A 20,457-nucleotide genomic window follows, 5' to 3' on the forward strand; every position below is an offset into this window, starting at 1 on the left:
TAATTCCTCTACGTCGGTTGGCATTTTCTTATCTAAAAGAAAAAAAGAAGGCTGAATTCAGCCTTCTTACTTTTTCGACGCTGCCGCCTTAATTTCCTTCTGAATCTCAGCAATCCCTTTATTCCGTTGGTTGTCGTGAACAGGGTCTTGAATGACCTTGATCAGCGCCGCTTCCAGCGCCTCGGCTGTCTTGGCGTCAATTATGCCTGTGACTTGAAGCTTTGCTGTACTTTGGAACTTCTTCACTGCGTCCTTAGTGCCAGCATCGAAATAGCCATCTTTACGTCCAGGCTTATAACCCAAACCGTCCAGCATCGTCTGTGCACTCTTCACATCAGCGTTGTTCATATTATATTGCAGCGCCACGCTCTTGTTAATTGGAGCCACCGAGAAGTAATCCGGCTGCGCTACCGCGATATCCGGTTTAATGCCCTTACCGTGAATCCATGTGCCGTCTGGCGTAAGCCATTTGGCAATGGTAACTTTCAGCAAGCTGCCGTCTCCAAGCTGTTTGTCAAAGCTCGTCTGCACGGTACCTTTACCGAAAGAATTGTCACCGATCAGCTTAGCTCCTGCCGACTGTTGCAAAGCACCCGCCAATATTTCCGAAGCACTTGCGCTACCTTTATTCATCAGCACGACCACTGGATAAGCTTTACTCGATCCTTTTGAGGTACTAACTTCGCGTTTTTTGTCTTTATATTCTATTTGCACTATAGATTTGCCAGCTGGAACGAATTGCTCTGCCATTTCAATAACAATCGGAAGAACACCACCTGGATCATTACGGACGTCAATAACAAGTCCCTTCATGCCTTGCTTCTCCAGCTTCTCCAGCTCTTCCTTGAATCGTTCTGCGGTATTCAGGGAGAACTGCGTAACCTCGATTACACCCACATTGTCCTTTTCCATGGTAGCGTAGACTGTTTCAAGCTTTACATCATCCCGGGTAAGAACAAATTCGAGTGGCTCTACAGAGCCGGAACGTTGTATTTTCAAAGTGGCCTCACTGCCCTTAGGACCGCGAATCTTGGCAACAGCTGCATTCAGCTCCATGCCTTCCAACGATTCACCGTTAACGGACAGAATAACATCTTTGGCCTGAATCCCAGCTTTCTCAGCAGGTGAGCCCTTGATCGGAGAGACCACGACTACCTTGCCATTATCCGAAGAGACCTCCGCACCGATACCTGAAAAGGAACCCTCAATGCTTTCTTCGAATTTCTCAGCTGTTTCTTTGCCCATATAGTTGGAATAAGGATCGCCCAGCGCTTCCATCATACCGTTGACAGCACCGTCTATCAGCTTCTCCCGATCTACTGTCTCGTAGTAATTGCTCTCAATCAGACTGAGAGCCGTTCCAAGCTTCTGGGATTCCTTCTGCTGAAGGCCAGTAACCTGCAATGCTGAGGCCAGCCCTTCTCCTGCAGCTTGTCCGATAACATGACTATAACCCGTCACGCCCAAGGTCACCAGACTACCGCATAGCAGGGCGGCGATAATCATAAACGCCGCTGTGCTTTTTTTTAACATGATGTTCCCACCGTCCCTTCTTGTCCATCTCGCAAACAACTCCATAAGTCCGTCCTGAAAGGTACGGTATCTCTTCCAGTATATGCCGTACGCTCAAATAATATGAGTTATAAGTTCTTAAAAATTAGAGATAAGGCATCGGATTTACTGTCTTGCCGTCGATCCGAACTTCAAAATGGAGATGGGGGCCCGTCGAATTACCTGTAGAACCGGATTCAGCAATCACATCCCCACGATTGACTCTATCCCCAGGACTAACCTTGATACCACCTTTACGGATATGTCCGTAGAGGGTCCAAACTCCGCCGCCATGATCAATAATTACACAATATCCATAACCGCTATACCATTCAGCTACGATTACCGTTCCCGAATCAGCCGCATGAATATTGGTTCCTTGTGGAACTGCAAAGTCTACCCCGGTGTGTACTTTCCCCTTCTCCCCCGTAATAGGGTGTGTCCGTGGTCCGTAGGAGGAGGAGATTCTTGCCGAGCCTACAGGGAGCAGGAAGGGTCCATCTCCACCAGCATACGCGGTTGAGGAGCTGGAGCTTGAACTGCTGCTTGCCTTGCTGGCTGCGGCTTTCTTGGCAGCTGCTGCTGCCCGGCGTGCCGCTTCTGCTTTGGCGGCTGCTGCCTTGCGCGCTGCTTCCTCAGCTTTAATCTTATCCTTTTGGGTTTCCAAAGCAGAACGTTCGCTTGCCAGCTTAACCAGCTTCTCATTCTGCTCTTCACTTAGATCATCGCTTTCTTGAATCTGCTTATCATAAAATGCGATAAGCTCCTGCTTCTCCGCTTCCTTCTCTTTCAGCAGGCTTCTCTGATTTTCCAAGGAGGTGTATAACTGCTTGGCTTGAGCATATTGCCCCTCAAGCTCCTGCTTTTTCTCTACAACTGTCTGCTTGTCCAGCTTGTGTTGGACTAACAGCTCCTGATCCTGATCCACAATCATCTTAAGCGAATCGGTGCGGCCCAGAAAATCAGAGAAGCTTGTCGATGAGAGCAAAACATCTAGGTAAGATACCGCTCCATCGGTGTACATCAACCGGACACGGGATCCTAAGAGTTCTTCTCTTGAGGCCACTCGTGCCTCTGCTTCATCCAATTCCGTTGCTGTAACATTAAGAGATTCTTCTGTGTCGGAAATTTTGTTAGAGATTTCGGTCATTTTGCCTTTAACTTGATCCACTTGCTGCAATACATATTGTAAATTGATATTTGTCTTATTCTTATAGTGCTGCGCTTCCTGCGTTTGGGACTCCGCTTTCTCTTGCTGCGCCTTAGCTTCCTGCACCTCTTGTTGCAACTGCTTTAATTGCTTATCGATTTCGGCAACACTTGTTTTTTTGGCATATCCATCAGAGGGTTGGAATATAGTGACAGCTAGTAACATTACGGCTAGTCCGGCGGCAATCTTCTTCAACTCGCACTCCCCATCCTTCACTCTTAAATTAAACTTTCAAAAACTTACGAATAGAAACCGTACTTCCCCAGACGCCGATCAACACACCTAGTCCAACTAACAGACCTACGAGCAGCAGCCAAATATCACTGAAAGGGATCAGCTGCAATCCGAGCATTGGATCTCCCTGTATCGAAGATTCCAAACCCTTGTAGCCGGCATATAAAACACCCGAAGTAATCAATGATCCAATGAGTCCAATTAATGCCCCTTCTATAAAGAAAGGCCAACGAATAAAATAATTTGTCGCGCCTACCAGCTTCATAATCCCAATCTCTTTACGCCGGGCAAGAATCGTTACCCGAATAGTATTGGAGATGAGGAACATAGACATAAGTGCCAGCCCCGCTACAAAAATAAAGCCAATGTTGCGTACGGCACGCGTGATTTTAAACAATGTTTCTATCGAGCCTTTGCCATATTTCACTTTGTAGATAGGCTGTTCGGTATGTGTCTTGTTAAGGGCTTGAATCTTCTCAGCCACAAAAGCAACGGTAGTAGGTTCAATAACTTCTACCTGAAGGGTATCTGGAAGCGGGTTATTGTCTTCATCGAACCCTTCCAGAAGCTCTGCTGCCTCCTCGCCCATATCTGCGCGGAGATCTTTAAGTCCCTGTTCCTTGGAGATGAACGTAATCTTGCTGATCTCCGGCATATTGCCAATTTCAGTCTGCAGGGTCTCACGCATCTTCTGATCTGTATTCAAAGCTAGATGCACTTTGATCTGTACCTGACTGTCTGCCTCATCAGCTACAGAATTTACGTTAAGAACAAGAAGAATAAATACACCTAGAACAAAAAGAGAAACAACAATCGAAGTGATTGAGGCGATCGACATCCAGCCATTACGGAATACGCTTTTGAAGCCTTCCCGCACATGTCGCAAGAAGGTTTTAAAACTCATAACCATATTCCCCTCTCGCTTGGTCTCTGACAATGTTTCCATTCTCAATCGCAAGCACCCGTTTGCGCATTTTGTTCACAATATCTCTGTTATGGGTAGCCATTACAATCGTTGTTCCACGAAAATTAATCTCGTCAAGCAGCTGCATAATGCCCCATGAAGTCTCGGGGTCTAAGTTACCTGTAGGCTCGTCCGCAATAATAACAGAAGGATTATTGACGATAGCCCGTGCAATAGCGATCCGTTGCTGCTCACCACCAGAAAGCTGTGAGGGCTCACGATTCGCTTTACTTCTCAGCCCAACCAAATCAAGAACCTCATTCACACGTTTCTTGATGACTTTTTTCGGCGCTTCAATAACTTCCATAGCAAAAGCTACATTCTCGTATGCCGTCATTCTGGGCAAAAGCCGAAAATCTTGAAATACAACGCCGATATTACGGCGGACATAAGGGATTTTGCGTGGTTTTAGCTTTCCTATATTGAAACCTCCCACCGAAATCTGTCCTTTGGTAGGCACTTCTTCTCTATAAATCAATTTCATAAAAGTAGATTTACCCGCGCCGGAAGGGCCGACAACGTACACGAATTCATTGCGGTCGATTTTCACTGAAACTCCTTGCAGTGCGTGAGTTCCGTTAGGGTACGTTTTCCATACATCTTGCATTTCAATCATTTTCTCACTTCCCAATTATGACATTTTCCACTTGTGCGAATCGACATTGTCCACCTCAAGTTTCCATAAACTTCAATATTTCCGCAATGTATCTATTGTAACAAATCTGTAACTGATTGAGTACCCCGTAACTGCACGACTATTCGAAAGTTTTGTAGTGACTGGACATATACATATAAAAAAGCACCTAGCGGTGCCTGTTATCAGATGTCGTAACTCCCTTTATTAGAGACTACTTATTTCTTACTAATTTATTATCGGTATCCCACGAAGTGTTCTTTAAGTTCTGTTACAGGGCCGCGCCTGCTTAGCGCAATCCAAATCCCCAAAAGGAGATTAATCATGAAAAAAATCCATGCTGCCCTCATAGTGGTCATCGCACTCGTCCTTATCGGCTCCTGTATTTACGGAGGGCTTCATCTATATGGCAGCAAAACCACGCTTCCAAAGGGTACAACCCTTGCCGGCTGGCAGGTCGGAGGCATGACCCTCACCGAGGTCCACTCCCAGCTGGATAAACGGCTGCATGCCCTCGAATCCGTCCCTCTAATGCTAAAAGTGGAAGGCAATGCAGATTTACCCCTAACTCTTAGTAAGACTGGATTGAGCTATGATGCCTCTGCTTTTCAGCAGGGCTTAAAAGAGCTTGCCGAAGGAACACTTTGGGAACGGGTAAAGGCACGCTATAACTTTCCTCAGCTGTGGAGGCTTGAAACCCATCTTGAAATCGCACAATTTCAAAAGATTCTAAGTCCCAGTTGGGAGAAGGAGTCCTTTGGTGAACCAGTGGACGCTACACGACGAATTACAGGCGATGACCGAATCGTATATACTTCTGAGAAAACTTCCCTGGAGGTTGATTGGACAGCTCTGGAGACTTCCTTAGGAGCAGCTGCCCCCACCAGTTTTAATCATCTGAATGCCCTGCTGGAGAAGGGAATCACGATGGAGGTCCCTTTGTTAATCCTGCAGCCTGACATAACTTTAAAGAAATTAAAGGAACAAGGTATCGAGCGAAAAGTAATGCAGTTCAGCACCTCTCTAGGTGCAAGTGGACCTGGACGAAGCTACAACGTGGAAGCTGCTGCCAAAGCTGTGGATGGAACCATTCTCCCGCCTGGAGCCGTCTTTGATTATGGAAAAGCTATAGAAAAAGCAAAGGTGAATTACGGCTTCCGTGAAGCGCCGGTGATTGTGAACGGCAAGCTGCAAGCAGGTGTTGGTGGAGGGATCTGCCAAGTGTCGAGCACTCTTTACAATGCCGCACTGCGTATAGGGCTAGAAATTGTGGAACGCCGTAATCATTCCTTGCCCGTCAACTACTTGCCCAAAGGTCAGGACGCAACATTCGCTGAAGGTTATATCAACTTTCGTTTTCGCAATACGACTGGCAAATATCTCATAATTAAAGCAGCTGTGCAGGGTAAATCACTGACCATAAAGCTGTTCGGCACGTTTCCGCAAAATGTCACTTACAAAGTTCATTCAAAAACAGTAGAGGTGCTCCCTCCAGTCGATAAATACGTAAACGATTCTTCACTGCCTCGTGGCAGCTCACGCGTTATTCAAAATGGGAAAACCGGATATATTGTTGAAACCTACATTACAAAGTATGTTGACGGTAAATCCACTGAGGTGAATAAACTGTCCCGCGACGTATATTACGCACAAAAACGATTAATCGCCATTAATCGTGGAGGCGTGAGCAAATCCATAATCCCGGATGTCCCCCGAAAGCAGCTGGTGGAGGACGGCGTCCGCAGTGAATAGCTAACAACAAATAACCGGTCAGAGCCCCTAAGGTCTGATCGGTTATTTGTGCCAGCCATCTATTTTACCTGTAGCTTACGTTACCCGGCTTTGAAATTTACGATTCAGGGGTACATTAGAAGTAGACCCATAATCAGAAAGGATGAACATCCTATGACAACAGCTCTTGTAAATGATCTTACTGGTATTGTCCGCAGTGCTCCTGCTATTTTTGCCTCACGCACTTGCAGAGAAGCCCTTCGCGTCATGTTTCAGCATCCAGAATCCAAATGTATCGTCGTCTGCAATGCTATGAATGAACCCCTAGGAATGTTGATGAGCGAACGTTTCTTTTTGAAAGCTACCGGAAGATCCGGAGTAGATCTATTCTACAGAGAACCTGCCATGAAGCTTATGAACAAAACCCCGCTCATTCTTGATATTTCCACTCCACTCGATATGATATTGAGCCTCGCTATGAACCGCCCAGATCCTATGAAAAATGATTGTGTCATTATCACTCGCAAAGGTAAATTCGCTGGTGTTGCATATACCTCTGACCTTATCCGCGCCCAAGCGTAGAACCTCTTTACCTTTCCTCTTCTACCCTAAACCTTCCTCAAAAAAGAATATCCGGTGACGTATCAATTCTCCAGTATCCATTCACCTTTTTCAGCTTCACATACACCGACTCACTGCCTTCCTGCCCGCTCGAATAAGGAACTGTTAAGTCAAATTCAGCGGTTGTTGCAGTTTTGGAGAGCATTCGGGCGGTGGCTTTTTCAAACATTAATGAGTTTCCAAGATCCGCATTCACCTGTGACATTCTACCTTCATGCTCCAAAAATTGAGTCTGCACATAATAAGCTGCTGCATTATGCGTGTAGGCTTTTTTTATGTAATTCATCAGCTTCGCCTTTGTCCCAATATCATTGGAAAGGTAACGGTACTCTTGCGCTTTATACATGAAGGTTTCCATCGGGAAAAAGTTGCCCCCGCGGCTAGTATAGAAATAGATTGCTCTGGCATGCACAACAAGCGGTACAACACTTTTTACCGTCAAATTGTTTATGGTAGCTGGACCTTCTTTTCCTGTACCAATCACAGCCACATTTTTTATTGCCGAGCTTCCCACTGATGATGAAGCTGCCATAACTCCGCTACCTGCTGATAAAAGGCCTAAGGATAGGGCCAACGAACCAAGCATCCATTTTTTGTTCATCTGAAGTTCCTCCTCTTTCATCTAAAAAATACAGGCGATCGCCACTGTTTCAGCTTATGCACCCCGCAAGCTAAAATACCCAATAAACAGAGGAATGAAAACGTATTACAACTCTTTTGAAAATATAAAAAAACTCCACCCTCCTGATTCACAGGAAAAGCGGAGTAATATAGTTAAATAAAGTAGCACAAGAACCCTAATTGGATGCTGCTGCGGTGGCCTCAAAATACGCTGTAAAAGCTACGTTAGCAGTCAAAATACTCTCCGTATTGTTCTTAGTACGATCCTCGTAGGACTGCTGAAAATTGAAAGAGTCCACATTCACAATACGAGGTAAGGCTTGTATTTCATCCATCCATTGCCGTATCCCCGAATATGTGCCCTCCACCACTGCAGTCATTTTGATCTGTTTGACCGTCGGGAATGACACCTCAGCTGAACCTGTCATTTGCTGAATCGGATTAGCCTCATCCAAAACAAAACTAAGATCCTTTAGCCGCGCTTGTGAGGACGTGCTAACCTCCCGCAAATCAACAATCAGACCTTCGCTGTCATCGCCCTTTGGGAGTTCCCCCAGTAATTCCTTCTGTTCTAGATCTCCCTCATTGCCGCTGCCCTTCAGCTCATTGATTTTGGTTTGGAGGACTTCTGCTTCCTTTTCCAACTGACTGATCTCGCTGCTCTGTGCGGAAATTTCCTTATTAGTCGGCTGAACACCCAGCATATAGAATGCAAACAATATCAGGAATAGAATTAACACCCCTAGTACGATGGGAGAGCGATATTTATTGATCTGTTCCATCGCTGCTCACCTCCCCTTGGCTGGCATCCGTTTCACTGTTTTGCTGCTTAGCCGCTGCTAAGTTCACTTTATAAATAGCCGTATACGTATTGTATGAAATGGCATCGGCGGCACCTTCAGTAAGCTTTTGAATAGAGGCATCGGCCGTAAAAGACATTTGGCGAAGTTGTCTTAAATAGTTGGAAGCATCCTCCATAGTGGATACATTTACAGTCAGATCTATAGATGTCCGGTAGGTATAGTTAATATCACGGATTAGTGCCTCCTTAGGCAATCCTTCCACTAATTCGTCCAAGATAGGGACTGCAATCACCTTATTGTCCTGAAGCACTGTGATGGCTGCTTTCCGATCTAGCTGTCCAGGTCCGCTGTTCTTAAGCTTCGCGAGCTCTACTTGGAGCATTAAACTGCGATCCTGCAGGCCTTGCAGCTCTTCTTTACCATTAGAAATTTGACCCTTATTGGCCGAAAAATAAATCCCCGTTCCGATCATCCCCAGCAGCCAGATCGCTACAAGCCCCATCGTGACATAAGGAAATAGCAACGTCTCTCGATCTTCTCTCGGCAATAGATCAATCGTATCCGTGTTGATGCTATTTTTTAGAGCGGTCCCGGCAGCTACACGGTAATCATTTAGATCAGGGTCAGAAACAGCAGCACTAGCCATCTGTTCCAGACTTATTGGTGTTATTTCAAGTTCAGCTAGGGACTGCTGGAGCTCCAGGTCCAGTTGTTTACGAATCGAGGGAGTGCCCGTAATCACTAAATTGTTGATACGAGTGGAACCGTCATGCAAGCTGTATTGATAAAAGCTGAGCATACGGGAGATTTCCGCAGTGATTTCCACCATTTGCTCGGGTGATAAATGTTCTTCCACAGCGGCAGCTGTTTCTGCCAAGGTTTCACTGTCTGTCAAAAGATCCATTCCCGCTAAATTTCTTCCTTTATGTAGATCAAGTAAGTTTATCGTACGAATGAAGACCGGATTCCCGTTTCTGAACATATAAATGTCCATTACCGATGGCTCCATATTAATCAGCATCGTCTCCGCAAAGCTCTCCCCGTGCCCAGTGGTTATAGCACGCGCTAAGGCGGTTGCCGAAATTTCGACACTACTTATCCGAAGACCCGCCCGCTCCAGAATTTCTACGTAATCCTGAATCGATTTTCGCGGAGCAGCAAATACGAGCAGGTGACTTTGCTCCTCATCCACTTCGAGCGTTACATAGTCGTAGACAGGATTTTCAAAAGGTAAATGCAGTCCCGTCTCCACTTCCAGCTTCACGAGTTGTTCTACCTGTTTGTCATTGGTACTAGGAATACTCATTTTACGGATAATGATCTGCGAAGGTGGAATGGACAAAGAAACCTTACTTCCCCTTAACCCTTCCTTCTTCACCCACTGCCTTACCCGATCATAAAGCGCCTCGCTATCCGCCACCTGATTCTCAATGATCATGCCTGGAAGGAGCGGGAGAAACCGTTTTTTACGGACTTCCCATGACTGTTTATTCTTAAAACTAATATAACGGATTCCGGCAGCTTCAATTGAAAGTCCGGCCACTTTGGGGCCTAATCCAAGCATGTGATCGATGTCCTCCTATCCGATGAGCGAGAGATACGCGCCGATGATGTGTGAACCATATCCAAAACTAATTAAAGCTCCTATAGCTAACCATGGGCCGAAGGGTACCGGCTGTTTACGTTTGATTACACCGAGCAGCATCAGCAGTCCGCCCACCACGCTCCCAAGCAGACAAGCCACAAAAAAGGCCAAAATCACATTCGGAAAGCCAATCACCAAGCCCAGCAGCGCAAATAACTTCACATCTCCAGCCCCCATGCCACCTAATAGAACAAAAGGGATAAGGCCCCCTCCCCCAAGCACAGCTCCTAGCAGATGATGCCATATCGGTCCTTCTGGAAATAGCAGTACAAAAATCAGCAGCAGCGGTAAAAAAAACAACAATACCTTGTTGGGAATCAGCATGTACTTCAAATCCGCAACCGTCACGATAACCGCTAAACTCACAAGAATGAACCCGATGATTCCCTTACCCGTCAGGCCAAATTGCAAATACACCCATAAAAAAAGCAAACCCGTTGCCGCTTCTCCAAGCGGGTATAATGGCGAAATCCTTGTGCCGCAGTATCGGCACTTGCCTCCTGATAGCAGGTAGCTTAGCACCGGAAACAAATCCCGCGCTTTTAGCCGCGTGTTGCAGTTCGGACAATGTGACGGCGGATTAAGCAAGGATTCCTTGACCGGCACCCGCAGCGCTACTACGTTATAGAAGGAGCCTAGAACCAGGCCCAGTAATGTGATGTAACTTGCGATAAATATCGTCATGGCTGTCCTCTGTTAGCTTCTGGATTTTAAAAAAGGAATCGGGAAGTCCGATTCCTTAGGGGGTTTCATATAGACTTGATTTTCGAATAAAAACCAATTTATTCTTTCTGAGCGTTCAATACTTCTTTTGATGTAAAAGACTTAGGAGTAGTAGAAGTAAATGTGGTAGCAGTCTGTATTTGAACAGCATCGGCAGCAGCTAGAACACCTGCAACAAAGTTTACAGATCCTCCATTTATAGTCTCTTTATTACTAGGTAGCACAATACCAGACTCAAGATATTTTTTTGAGATCAGATCAGTAATAGCGATCTTTTCTGGAGCAGCCGCAGTAGAAGTCGAACTATAGATTCCATTTTTCTCACTAACTACATAAAGTCGAGCCGCATCATAAATTTGACGAGCAGTAGCTGCATCCGAGTCCTCTCTAGTATTATTAATTATTCCACCAATCATCGGAATTGCAATTACCGCAATAATCCCTAAAATAACGATAACCGCCAGCAACTCAATCAGCGTAAACCCCTTTTGATTTTCCTCTTTGCTTAATCTTCTCTTAATAGCTTGTGCTAACATTTGATTTCCCCCTCTAAGTGGTGTGTGAGTGATAAAACTTATATTCTTAATTTCAGTGAATCCAGCATCAGCTTTCTTGTGCTTACGGAAACAGCTCGTCCATCGTCGTCTAATCGCCAGCGTAAGTTCGTGGATCTTGCCCCGCCTCCTCGGCGTCACCCCTCTCAATATATACAAGGAACCAAGAGGTTCACATATTACCGTACAGACTGAACATCGGCAGCATAATGGCGGCCACAATGACACCTACAACAGCGGCTAAAAAAGCAATCAGCAGTGGTTCAAGCAGCGATTTCAGACGGTCAACGGTATTCTCCACGTCCATCTCATAAAAATCAGCTACCTTGGACAACATCGTGTCGAGCGCCCCTGTCTCTTCGCCAATCGCTATCATCTGCGTAACTAGTGGCGGGAAGACCCAAGCTTTTTTTAGCGGCTCAGATAGTGGATTTCCTTGTCTCAGCGAATCTCCTGCACTACGGATGAATTTCCCGATGACCTTATTTCCTGCTACCTCCTCAACAATCACCAAGGACTGTAGAATCGGTACAGAGCTGGCATAAAGAGAAGAAAAAGTGCGCGTAAACTGAGCAATCGAGCCTTTTTGATTCAGCTTACCGAACACAGGTATCTTAAGCTTGGCATAATCCAGAGCGTAAGCACCCTTTTCCGTACGTTTTGTAATCTGAAAAGCTATCACTAGGAGAAGTACTCCGAGTATCCAGAAATACCATTGACCTTGAATGCTTTTGCTAAGTGCCAAGACCATCTGTGTAATTGCCGGAAGCTCGGCATCCATCGATTCAAACATCGTTACAAACTGCGGCACAATCGCCCAAAGTAGATAGATAACCGCGGCAATCGCCATAACTCCTACGGTAATGGGGTACGTAAGCGCTGATTTTATCTTCTCTGTCGTGGTGTGCTGTTTCTCAAAAAACATAGCCAACTTGTCCAACGTCCCCTCAATATCACCGGATTCCTCACCGGCACGGATCATGCTGACAAATAGCTGCGGGAAGATTTTTTTATGATCCTGAACGGCTTGTGAGAACGATATCCCGCGCATCAGGCTGGAATTAACATCTACTAACGCTTTGCGCAGTGGCTTACTCTCGGTCTGCTCTGCCAAAATACGCGTTGCATCCACAATCGATACCCCCGCCCGCATAAGCGTGGCAAACTGCCTGCAATAAATGATGAAATGAAGCGGCTTAACGGGATTACCAATATAAATGTCCATCGATAAAATTGTGGTTTTGCGTTCAATCAGTGAAAATACCGTAAGTCCCCGCTTGCGTAGCTCCTCCATCGCCGTAGGTTTATCGGTTGCCGTTAGTTTCCCTTTGATAGATTTGCCTGCGGATGTCTTCACCTGATATTCAAAAAGAGGCATCAGCTGCTCACCTCCGCCATAAACGCCTTAGCTGCTGTTGGATCAATAAGCCCCTGCGATAAATAGTCACGAATGCTCATGTCCAAGGTGTGCATGCCTTGTGAGCGTCCGGTTTGCATCACATTTTTGATCTGATGTGTTTTTTCGGTACGAATAAGATTGGCTACGGCTGGTGTATTGATCAAAATTTCCGTAGCGCATAAACGCCCCCGACCTCCAGCCCTTGGGAACAACCGCTGACTGACTACTGCCAGCAGCACTGATGCTAGTTGTGAACGAATCTGTCCCTGCTGATGGCCCGGAAAAGCGTCGATAATTCGGTCAATCGTCTGTGGTGCGTCTGTTGTGTGTAAAGTTGCCATCACAAGATGACCTGTCTCTGCGGCCGTAACCGCTGCTGAAATGGTCTCCAAATCCCGCATCTCACCAACGAGAATGACATCCGGATCCTGACGTAAGGCAGCACGCAATCCATTAGCAAAACTAGCCGTATCACTTCCCACTTCACGTTGATCTACTAGACAGGTTCCATGGTTATGTAGAAATTCTATCGGATCTTCCAACGTCACTATATGCTTGCTCTCCGTCTGGTTAATATAATTCAGCATAGCTGCAAGCGTAGAAGATTTGCCGCTGCCTGTGGGTCCTGTAACCAAAATTAGACCTTGTGGCTTAAGCGACAAAGTAGTTAAAATCGAAGGCATCGACAGCTGTTCCAGACTCGGAATCTCTGCAGGAATGGCCCGGGCGGCGATACTAACCTCGCCCCGCTGACGATAAACGTTCACCCGGAATCTTACCCCACCATCAAGCGGATATGAAAAATCCAACTCGCCCGCATTCCGAAATGCTTCAATTCGTTCATTACCAAGTAGCGTTTTGGCCATATCTGCCGCTTCTTCAGCAACCACGGATTCACCCTCAAGCGAGTGCAGCTTTCCATCCATCCGAATAACCGGCGGTGATCCTACAGAAATATGTAAGTCAGAAGCTTTGGAGGAGTAAGCCGTTTGTAATAGTTGTCTAATATCCCGCGTATACGTTGGCATTAGCCGCTCCCCCTAAGTTAATATGCTAAATCCCTGTTAACCTCTAATGTGAGACCGTCTCGCGCATGACTTCTTGAATCGTTGTAATTCCTTGACTGACCTTGAGCAGTCCGTCATCCATCAGTTGAACAAGCCCACGCGCTTTACCTGCTGCACGCAGTTCTTCTACTGAGGCAGTGTTTGTAATGAGCTGCCGTAAGTGATCATCAATACTGAGTACTTCATGAATCGCTATTCGTCCACGATAGCCAGAATTGTTACAGCTACCACAGCCGCGTCCACGCTGTAATGCTTCCACAGGTAGTCCTAAGCTACGTAGCATAATTGCTTCCTGTTCAGATGGTTTGTAGGTTTCTTTGCAGTCAGTGCAGATTTTGCGCACCAGCCGCTGTGCTACCACACCAATCAGCGAAGAAGCGATCAAATAAGGTTCTACCCCCATATCCCGCAATCGGGAAACGGAGCTAATCGCATCGTTTGTATGTAAAGTAGACAACACTAGATGACCCGTTAATGAGGCGCGAACAGCAATTTCAGCAGTTTCCGCATCCCGTATTTCACCGACCATTACGATATTCGGATCTTGTCGAAGAATCGAACGCAGCCCAGCTGCAAAGGTTAGTCCAATAGCCGAGTTTACGTGTACTTGATTTACTCCTTCAAGCTGGTATTCCACTGGATCTTCGACTGTGATAATATTTGCGCTTTCTACATTAAGTTGATTTAACGCTGAATATAAAGTTGTTGTTTTTCCGCTGCCTGTAGGTCCCGTGATCAGCAAAATCCCATAAGGACGAGCTATCATCTCCTTAAAAGCTTCTGCATTCCCCTCACTGAATCCCAAAGCATCTACGGATTTGACCCCTGTGCTTAAATCTAGCAGCCGCAGCACAATCTTCTCTCCGTGCATCGTTGGTAATGAAGACACACGAATATCTACCATTTTGTAATCGAACTGCATTTTGATCCGCCCGTCCTGCGGCAAACGCCGTTCTGCGATATTCAGGCGGGCCATTATTTTCAGACGGGCGGTGATAAAGCCCTGCATCTGCTTAGGAATAATCCGCTCTGTCCGTAAGGTTCCGTCAATGCGGTAGCGGATGGTTAAATTATTTTCACCTGGATCCATATGTATATCAGACGCCCGCAGGGCAACTGCCTGCTGAATCATCTGGTTGACCAAACGTACGATCGGAGAGTCCTCATCTGTAATCTCGGTCTCTTCTATTTCTTCCTGTGTCGGGAGTTCTACCAGCATCTGATTCATAGAATCGCGCATGCCATAGTGACGCGCAATCGCCCGCTGCAGCTCATCTCTCGTAGAAATAGCGGGTTCGATCCGGAAGCCAGTACTCATACGTAAATCTTCTATCGCAAAATAATCCAGCGGGTCCGCCATCGCAACCATCAGCTTGCCGCCCTCTTTTAAGAATGGAAGCACCTGATATCGCTTAGCCATACTTTCAGGGATAATCTGCGTGATTGCGGGATCTATCTGGTATTTAAATAAACTGACATGCGGGATGCCGAGTTGAAATTCAAGCACTTCAATCAGCTGCTGCTCCGTGATATAGCCTTGAGAGATTAGCAGATCGCCGAGCTTACGTTTACTCTTACGCTGTTCCGCGAGAGCCTCAAGCAACTGGTCCTGCGAAATAATATTATTTTCTACCAGCAAGTCTCCCAGTCTCTTTTTCGCGATAGCCAAATCTATTCATCTCCGTATGCCGTTATTTATGCCGGCTGAAATAATGGATATTTTTTATAGAAATAGAAATCAAACTCCCAGCAAAATTCACTCAAAAACGAAAGATATAATTACCATAAATATACCTTCCATAAATTTGTCAATTTTGAGTATTTTTCAATCTAACTAGGACTTTAGTTATAATTTAATAGGTATATTTCAATAGATTTATGTTGTCTATCAATGCTGAATGTCCTAGAATGTATATAACATAGATTGGATAATTTTACAACGACACGGAATGAAAAAGGCTGTCGGAATCTAGCATATACGAGACGGAATACGACCATATCTGCCAATAGTTAACAATCAGGGAGAGATGACAATGAAACTTGCCAGTAACAAAAAAGTTTTTATTTTTACAGTAACTACCCTGCTTCTCCTTCTGCTTGTTCTGCCAATCAAAAATCACTTTATGAATGTCGATGCCAGTTCTAATGAATACCAAATTCGTATGCTGGAGGTTACAGAGAGTGGGGTTAGTGAGCTTGCGTCTCTAAAAACGGGAATATCTAACCTTACCATCGACACGATGAGTATGAAGCGCTTTGTGGCGCTGCGGGATGATCTGGACGGGAGATATGATGCGGTATATATCGGGAAGGGGACTTACAGTACAAGTGGGGTCTCCGGAAAAGATCATAATACCAAAGCAGTTATGAATGACATAACTGCCCTGAAAGCCAAAGAAATTACCGACTATTTTATTAATAAAGGACTTTACGTATTACTCAACAAAGAGCCGTTTGATACGCAAACAACTAACCAACGCGGAATATTGTACAACACCTTCAATACCTACCGGACATTAACACCAAAATCAAATGTTAAGTTCGTCGATAACAATGAGTTAAATACATGGATCGAAAATTTGAAAAAAGATCCTTCTGCTCAGAAGGATCTTTTAAAGCAACGCCCTCGTATTCAAATTACTAATAAAGCTAACATTATTGATTACAGCCAGAATCAGGAGCATGTTTATAAACCCGGAAATAATCTTAGTTTTAAATTCAACGTATCAAATGTAAATAATCTCAACGATCGTCCCATTCTAGCTAAATTGTATATCAGTGTAGATAAGTCGATTAAAATGACTGAAAATGACGTCGTAGCTGTACAGACTTTAAATCAAGATCCTAATGGTGAAATTGTATACAAGCTTCCTAATACATACTCCGGGCTTCTATATTGGAAGCTAGAAATCGTAGATAACTTAAATCCGAACAAATTAAAAGACTTGGATAGCGGTACGATTCAATTCCTTGGCAAGAAAACAATCGTTAATATTCTTCAGGTGTTGCCTACTATCGCTGCTAATGAAAGAAGCAGTAGTTTACGCAATCCTGAAAATATGACGCAAAGCTTCCTAAGTAATAGCAGCTACGAGTTAAAAATTACAACCAAGACCATTTCCGAATTCAACACCGATATTGCGGCTCAGTATGCCAAAGATAATAAATATGGATTAAACGGCGTATATGATATGCTCATTTTTGGATTTCGCGATGTTTATAATGACAAAGCCCCGTTAAGTGACCTTGCAACCCAGGCTGTTATTGATTTTACCGAGGTTACTAAACAAAGCGTTATGTTCACACATGATACGGTATATCAAAATAAAAGTAATTGGGTTAAAAATTTCAAAAAAATCACGGGTCAGATCGACCCGGAAACAAACTTAGGTTTAAACGCTCCTAGTCCCTCAACTACAGTCAAACCAATCAATGATGGCTTGCTGACCCAGTACCCTTTCTACTTAAGTACTATCAATGCAAATAATGAGCAGACAAATATTATTCCACCACAAGTAGCAACTACACATAATCAATACTTCACTTTGGATCTGGAGGATGCTTCGGTCATCCCATGGTATAACATAACCGGGAGTTCGCGCGATATCGATGATAGCTGGAACCACTATTACACATACTCAAAAGGAAATGTCACTTACTCAGGTACCGGTCATGTATTCGGAACATCCAGCATTAAATTTCCGGAATGGGAGCAAAAGCTCTTCGTCAATACAATGTATCGCGCGTATATTGGTGCAAATCATGCGCCAGAGATCACTGTATCAACACCTCAGCAAGGTGAAATAAAGCCTTCTTACCAGAATGAACTATTAATAGATTATATTGTCGAAGATCCTGATTTAAAAGATCGTGATTTATTTACAACTATTCGTTTTAAGTCCGGGGATACTTATCTACCTAATACAGGGATGGCAGAGAAGGCAATTCTTTCAGGAGAAACTATTCATCAGGTATTTCCAAACCCTCTGCCGAGCGGTGGTGAACTCACAATAGAAATTACAGCGCGTGATAAGCAAGGCGCTTATGCAGCTCCCAAAAATATTGATATTACCATTTCGGAGGCAAGATCGAATCTTGAATTATCACGGGAATTGTCAACCAATGTTAGCACTAGCGGCGAAGTAGCAAAAAACGAACCTTTTACTATCACTTATATCATTCAAGCCAAGCCTATTCCTTTTGATCAAGTAAGTACTATCGATCAAGCCTACGATCATCAAGTAATTTCTAATATTATTTTCCGTGATACTCTACCAGCGAACATTAAACTTGAAGCATCAGGTTTACCTGATGGGATGACTAATCCTTCTGGTAGTGTAGAAACAGGACTAACATTAGAGAAGCCGCTTAATAACATTACTTATACATTGAAGAACGTGAATGGGATGAAGACGTTCCAACCCGATTCTAATGAACCCATCAAATTCACTATTAATGTATCAGCAAATGTAGCAGCAAGATATATATTCAATAATGCCTTAGTTGACTTCGTAGATATTCATGCTGTTCCTTCTGCATCTCCTACTCCAACGGCGACAGCAGTTGTCACGGCTAGTCCATCACCTAGCGCTACTTCTAATTTTAACCCATCGGTTTCTGCAACTGGCTCCGGGCTTGGAATTGCTGGTGATTATAATGCTTTTATATTTGGAAAAGCCACAGTGACTGCTTCTTTGAGGGGTAATCTGGCAGCTGGGGGTGATGTAACTACTGGCAGTGTAGATATTAACAAAACAAATTATGATAAAGGGATTAAGATTCCTTATGCTGTCATTACAGGTGGAAACCTGAAATTCACAAACGGAAGTGTATATGGAAACATTCTGCATCAAGGTGTTTACAATAAGGTGGATAATGGTAATATCATTGATGGTACACATAACCAAGGCACTCTGATCGATTTTGAAACTGCTCGAAGTTATTATGAGAATTTGTCAAATCAACTAGCATCGGTACCGCAAAATGGAACATACAATTTGGAATATGGAAACTTATATTTAACCGGAACTCAATTAGTAAATATTTTTAGGTTTTCAATAGGTGATAACACAGGGGATTTTCCATCAGGATGGCCAAAATTAACCACACCCGATAATTCTTCTATAATTTATACAATTTTTGGTAATACCATTAATTTCACTAAAGCTTTTGGACTACCAAAGAATACAACAGGAAACAACGTATTATTTAATTTCCCTAATGCAACAACGGTCAATATCTCGGGGGTAGACATTCGAGGTTCAATCCTTGCACCAAACGCGACACTCAACTTTACCAATGGCCAGGTTCATGGCAATGTAATTGCCGCATCCTTGAATGCTTCATCATTAATTGACATCCTGCCCTACATAGGACCAATTCCTGTACCAACACCGACACCAACACCAACACCATCACCAACACCGACACCATCATCAACGCCGACACCGTCGCCGTCTTCTAATCCACTAGTGCGTACGATCATTAAATTTTCTGAGATGACGATTACTGCCATCGACAGAATAACTACTTTAGAGTTAAGTGGAGCACAACTTTTATTAGGAGATAGCCAAATGCTTTCTCTGATTATTAAGCCCTTGGAGAAATTCAATCAACTGATCTGGACATCAAGCAACGATAATATTGTTAGTGTTAGTCCATTAGGCGTCGTGTCTGGTAAAAAGGTTGGCTCTGCTGAAATTACAGTAGCTGCTAACGATGGAAGTAATCTTATTAGTAAGGCTACTGTTACTGTTCTCGATCCACAATTAAATATTGTTGGACCTAACAGTGCTCTTGTAAATGAGAAAATAGATTTCAACGCTACTTACTTAACAAAAGAAACGGGAACCCAATTTTCATGGAGCGTCGTGGATGCAAATGGATTACCAACTAATGATGTAGCTCTTAATAGTGATAACGACCAGGCTCATCTTACAGCAACAAAATCAGGGGTATATACTGTAAAACTTACTGTAACTACTGATTTGAATACAGGTGGCGTTAATACCTTCAAAACAATAACTGTTGGACTTAAGTCCTTAACAATCAAAGGATCTAAGAGTGTTTTCCAGGAAGAAACAATTAATTTAGAGGTAATTACTGATCCTGACAGCGCAAGTAAAGAGCAGTATGAATGGAGTTTGGTTAACCAGAATGATCTTGATTATGCTGGATTTGTCGCAGCGGATAATCCTACTCCTGTCTCAACTATAACAACTTCCACGAAGAACGTTATATTAAAGGGCTTAAGTTCACATGAAAATATCCAGATCCAGGTCAAAGCCGCTGGTACTATCAGTAATATTCATACAATAAGTGTGCCTCTTGATCCTGGACTATTATTCCACCCGGAATCAGGAAAAATCACAGTCGGAGAATCCCTTAATTTGCTACCCTGCTTATGGATAACTCCTTATGGAAATCTACCTGATAGCATTTTACACAAACTACAATGGGAGATAGTAAGTAATAAATCAAGTGAGGATGCTTCTAAGCCAGTTGTTCTGCAAGAACAGAATGGAGTCTATCGTGGGCTCAGTAAAGGAGAAGCTGTTATTAGAGCTTATTATTTTACCCAAAGTAAGAAGACAATTGAAGCGTATTATACGATAACGGTTATTGGAACACAAGATACTATAGAAAATCGCTACTAAATCACATCAAAATCTATATTATGTAAAAGCAGCCGATCAGAAGT

Annotated in this window: 15 protein-coding genes; 3 read left to right on the top strand and 12 right to left on the bottom strand. The window is 44.1% G+C overall.

Features of this window, described 5'->3' with window-relative positions; translation table 11 throughout:
• Positions 1 to 66: 66 nt before the first annotated feature.
• From NSQ91_RS29590 to ftsE, 4 genes are all read right to left on the bottom strand, one after another.
• Complete coding sequence (locus NSQ91_RS29590; RefSeq protein WP_076123824.1) at positions 67 to 1,533, bottom strand: S41 family peptidase; 1,467 nt, start codon at positions 1,531 to 1,533, stop codon at positions 67 to 69.
• 124 nt (positions 1,534 to 1,657) lie between these two features.
• The gene (locus tag NSQ91_RS29595; RefSeq protein ID WP_076123826.1) at positions 1,658 to 2,956 is read right to left on the bottom strand and encodes a murein hydrolase activator EnvC family protein; all 1,299 of its coding nucleotides are present in this window, start codon (positions 2,954 to 2,956) and stop codon (positions 1,658 to 1,660) included.
• 28 nt (positions 2,957 to 2,984) lie between these two features.
• Positions 2,985 to 3,899 (bottom strand): permease-like cell division protein FtsX, encoded by a 915-nt coding sequence (gene ftsX, locus NSQ91_RS29600; protein ID WP_076123828.1) that lies wholly within the window; start codon positions 3,897 to 3,899, stop codon positions 2,985 to 2,987.
• The gene (gene ftsE / locus NSQ91_RS29605) at positions 3,889 to 4,575 is read right to left on the bottom strand and encodes a cell division ATP-binding protein FtsE (protein WP_036678556.1); all 687 of its coding nucleotides are present in this window, start codon (positions 4,573 to 4,575) and stop codon (positions 3,889 to 3,891) included. The genes ftsX and ftsE overlap by 11 nt, the downstream gene beginning before the upstream one ends.
• Before the next feature lie 342 nt (positions 4,576 to 4,917).
• Here ftsE and NSQ91_RS29610 point away from each other — a divergent pair, with 342 nt between their 5' ends.
• Positions 4,918 to 6,345 carry a VanW family protein gene (locus NSQ91_RS29610; RefSeq protein ID WP_076303616.1) on the top strand — a complete coding sequence of 476 codons (1,428 nt, stop codon included), beginning with the start codon at positions 4,918 to 4,920 and terminating at the stop codon, positions 6,343 to 6,345.
• Positions 6,346 to 6,498: 153 nt separating this feature from the next.
• Positions 6,499 to 6,906 (top strand): CBS domain-containing protein, encoded by a 408-nt coding sequence (locus NSQ91_RS29615; RefSeq protein ID WP_076303615.1) that lies wholly within the window; start codon positions 6,499 to 6,501, stop codon positions 6,904 to 6,906.
• A gap of 37 nt (positions 6,907 to 6,943) precedes the next feature.
• Here the strand turns inward: NSQ91_RS29615 and NSQ91_RS29620 are convergent, their stop codons facing one another.
• The 8 genes from NSQ91_RS29620 to NSQ91_RS29655 form a co-directional block, all read right to left on the bottom strand.
• Complete coding sequence (locus NSQ91_RS29620; protein WP_051491029.1) at positions 6,944 to 7,546, bottom strand: DL-endopeptidase inhibitor IseA family protein; 603 nt, start codon at positions 7,544 to 7,546, stop codon at positions 6,944 to 6,946.
• Positions 7,547 to 7,742: 196 nt separating this feature from the next.
• Positions 7,743 to 8,348: a type IV pilus inner membrane component PilO gene (locus NSQ91_RS29625; RefSeq protein ID WP_076182144.1), complete on the bottom strand. Its 606-nt coding sequence runs from the start codon at positions 8,346 to 8,348 to the stop codon at positions 7,743 to 7,745.
• Positions 8,332 to 9,933, bottom strand: coding sequence for a pilus assembly protein PilM (gene pilM / locus NSQ91_RS29630; RefSeq protein WP_076303614.1), 1,602 nt, complete (start codon positions 9,931 to 9,933; stop codon positions 8,332 to 8,334). The genes NSQ91_RS29625 and pilM overlap by 17 nt, the downstream gene beginning before the upstream one ends.
• A 15-nt stretch (positions 9,934 to 9,948) precedes the next feature.
• A complete protein-coding gene (locus NSQ91_RS29635) occupies positions 9,949 to 10,698 on the bottom strand; it encodes a prepilin peptidase (RefSeq protein WP_076303613.1) in 750 nt (249 codons plus the stop codon).
• A 98-nt stretch (positions 10,699 to 10,796) separates the two neighbouring features.
• Positions 10,797 to 11,273 carry a type II secretion system protein gene (locus NSQ91_RS29640; RefSeq protein ID WP_076303612.1) on the bottom strand — a complete coding sequence of 159 codons (477 nt, stop codon included), beginning with the start codon at positions 11,271 to 11,273 and terminating at the stop codon, positions 10,797 to 10,799.
• A gap of 190 nt (positions 11,274 to 11,463) precedes the next feature.
• On the bottom strand, positions 11,464 to 12,669 hold the full coding sequence (locus tag NSQ91_RS29645) for a type II secretion system F family protein (RefSeq protein ID WP_076303611.1): 1,206 nt from the start codon (positions 12,667 to 12,669) through the stop codon (positions 11,464 to 11,466).
• Complete coding sequence (locus NSQ91_RS29650) at positions 12,669 to 13,718, bottom strand: type IV pilus twitching motility protein PilT (protein WP_076303610.1); 1,050 nt, start codon at positions 13,716 to 13,718, stop codon at positions 12,669 to 12,671. Before NSQ91_RS29650 ends, NSQ91_RS29645 begins: the two co-directional genes overlap by 1 nt.
• 43 nt (positions 13,719 to 13,761) lie before the next feature.
• Positions 13,762 to 15,426 carry a GspE/PulE family protein gene (locus tag NSQ91_RS29655; RefSeq protein ID WP_076303609.1) on the bottom strand — a complete coding sequence of 555 codons (1,665 nt, stop codon included), beginning with the start codon at positions 15,424 to 15,426 and terminating at the stop codon, positions 13,762 to 13,764.
• 364 nt (positions 15,427 to 15,790) lie between these two features.
• Between NSQ91_RS29655 and NSQ91_RS29660 the strand changes: the two genes are divergently transcribed.
• Complete coding sequence (locus NSQ91_RS29660; protein ID WP_076303608.1) at positions 15,791 to 20,413, top strand: DUF5057 domain-containing protein; 4,623 nt, start codon at positions 15,791 to 15,793, stop codon at positions 20,411 to 20,413.
• The last annotated feature ends 44 nt before the right edge of the window (positions 20,414 to 20,457 follow it).

It is taken from the genome of Paenibacillus sp. FSL R7-0048 (assembly GCF_038004505.1).
Taxonomy (GTDB): domain Bacteria; phylum Bacillota; class Bacilli; order Paenibacillales; family Paenibacillaceae; genus Paenibacillus_AQ; species Paenibacillus_AQ odorifer.

Bases quoted from the DNA above. Each gene is read 5' to 3' on its own strand.
- NSQ91_RS29590 (WP_076123824.1), bottom strand. From the start codon at position 1,533: ATGTTAAAAAAAAGCACAGCGGCGTTTATGATTATCGCCGCCCTGCTA.
- ftsX (WP_076123828.1), bottom strand. From the start codon at position 3,899: ATGAGTTTTAAAACCTTCTTGCGACATGTGCGGGAAGGCTTCAAAAGC.
- ftsE (WP_036678556.1), bottom strand. From the start codon at position 4,575: ATGATTGAAATGCAAGATGTATGGAAAACGTACCCTAACGGAACTCAC.
- NSQ91_RS29610 (WP_076303616.1), top strand. From the start codon at position 4,918: ATGAAAAAAATCCATGCTGCCCTCATAGTGGTCATCGCACTCGTCCTT.
- NSQ91_RS29615 (WP_076303615.1), top strand. From the start codon at position 6,499: ATGACAACAGCTCTTGTAAATGATCTTACTGGTATTGTCCGCAGTGCT.
- NSQ91_RS29620 (WP_051491029.1), bottom strand. From the start codon at position 7,546: ATGAACAAAAAATGGATGCTTGGTTCGTTGGCCCTATCCTTAGGCCTT.
- NSQ91_RS29625 (WP_076182144.1), bottom strand. From the start codon at position 8,348: ATGGAACAGATCAATAAATATCGCTCTCCCATCGTACTAGGGGTGTTA.
- pilM (WP_076303614.1), bottom strand. From the start codon at position 9,933: ATGCTTGGATTAGGCCCCAAAGTGGCCGGACTTTCAATTGAAGCTGCC.
- NSQ91_RS29635 (WP_076303613.1), bottom strand. From the start codon at position 10,698: ATGACGATATTTATCGCAAGTTACATCACATTACTGGGCCTGGTTCTA.
- NSQ91_RS29640 (WP_076303612.1), bottom strand. From the start codon at position 11,273: ATGTTAGCACAAGCTATTAAGAGAAGATTAAGCAAAGAGGAAAATCAA.
- NSQ91_RS29645 (WP_076303611.1), bottom strand. From the start codon at position 12,669: ATGCCTCTTTTTGAATATCAGGTGAAGACATCCGCAGGCAAATCTATC.
- NSQ91_RS29650 (WP_076303610.1), bottom strand. From the start codon at position 13,718: ATGCCAACGTATACGCGGGATATTAGACAACTATTACAAACGGCTTAC.
- NSQ91_RS29660 (WP_076303608.1), top strand. From the start codon at position 15,791: ATGAAACTTGCCAGTAACAAAAAAGTTTTTATTTTTACAGTAACTACC.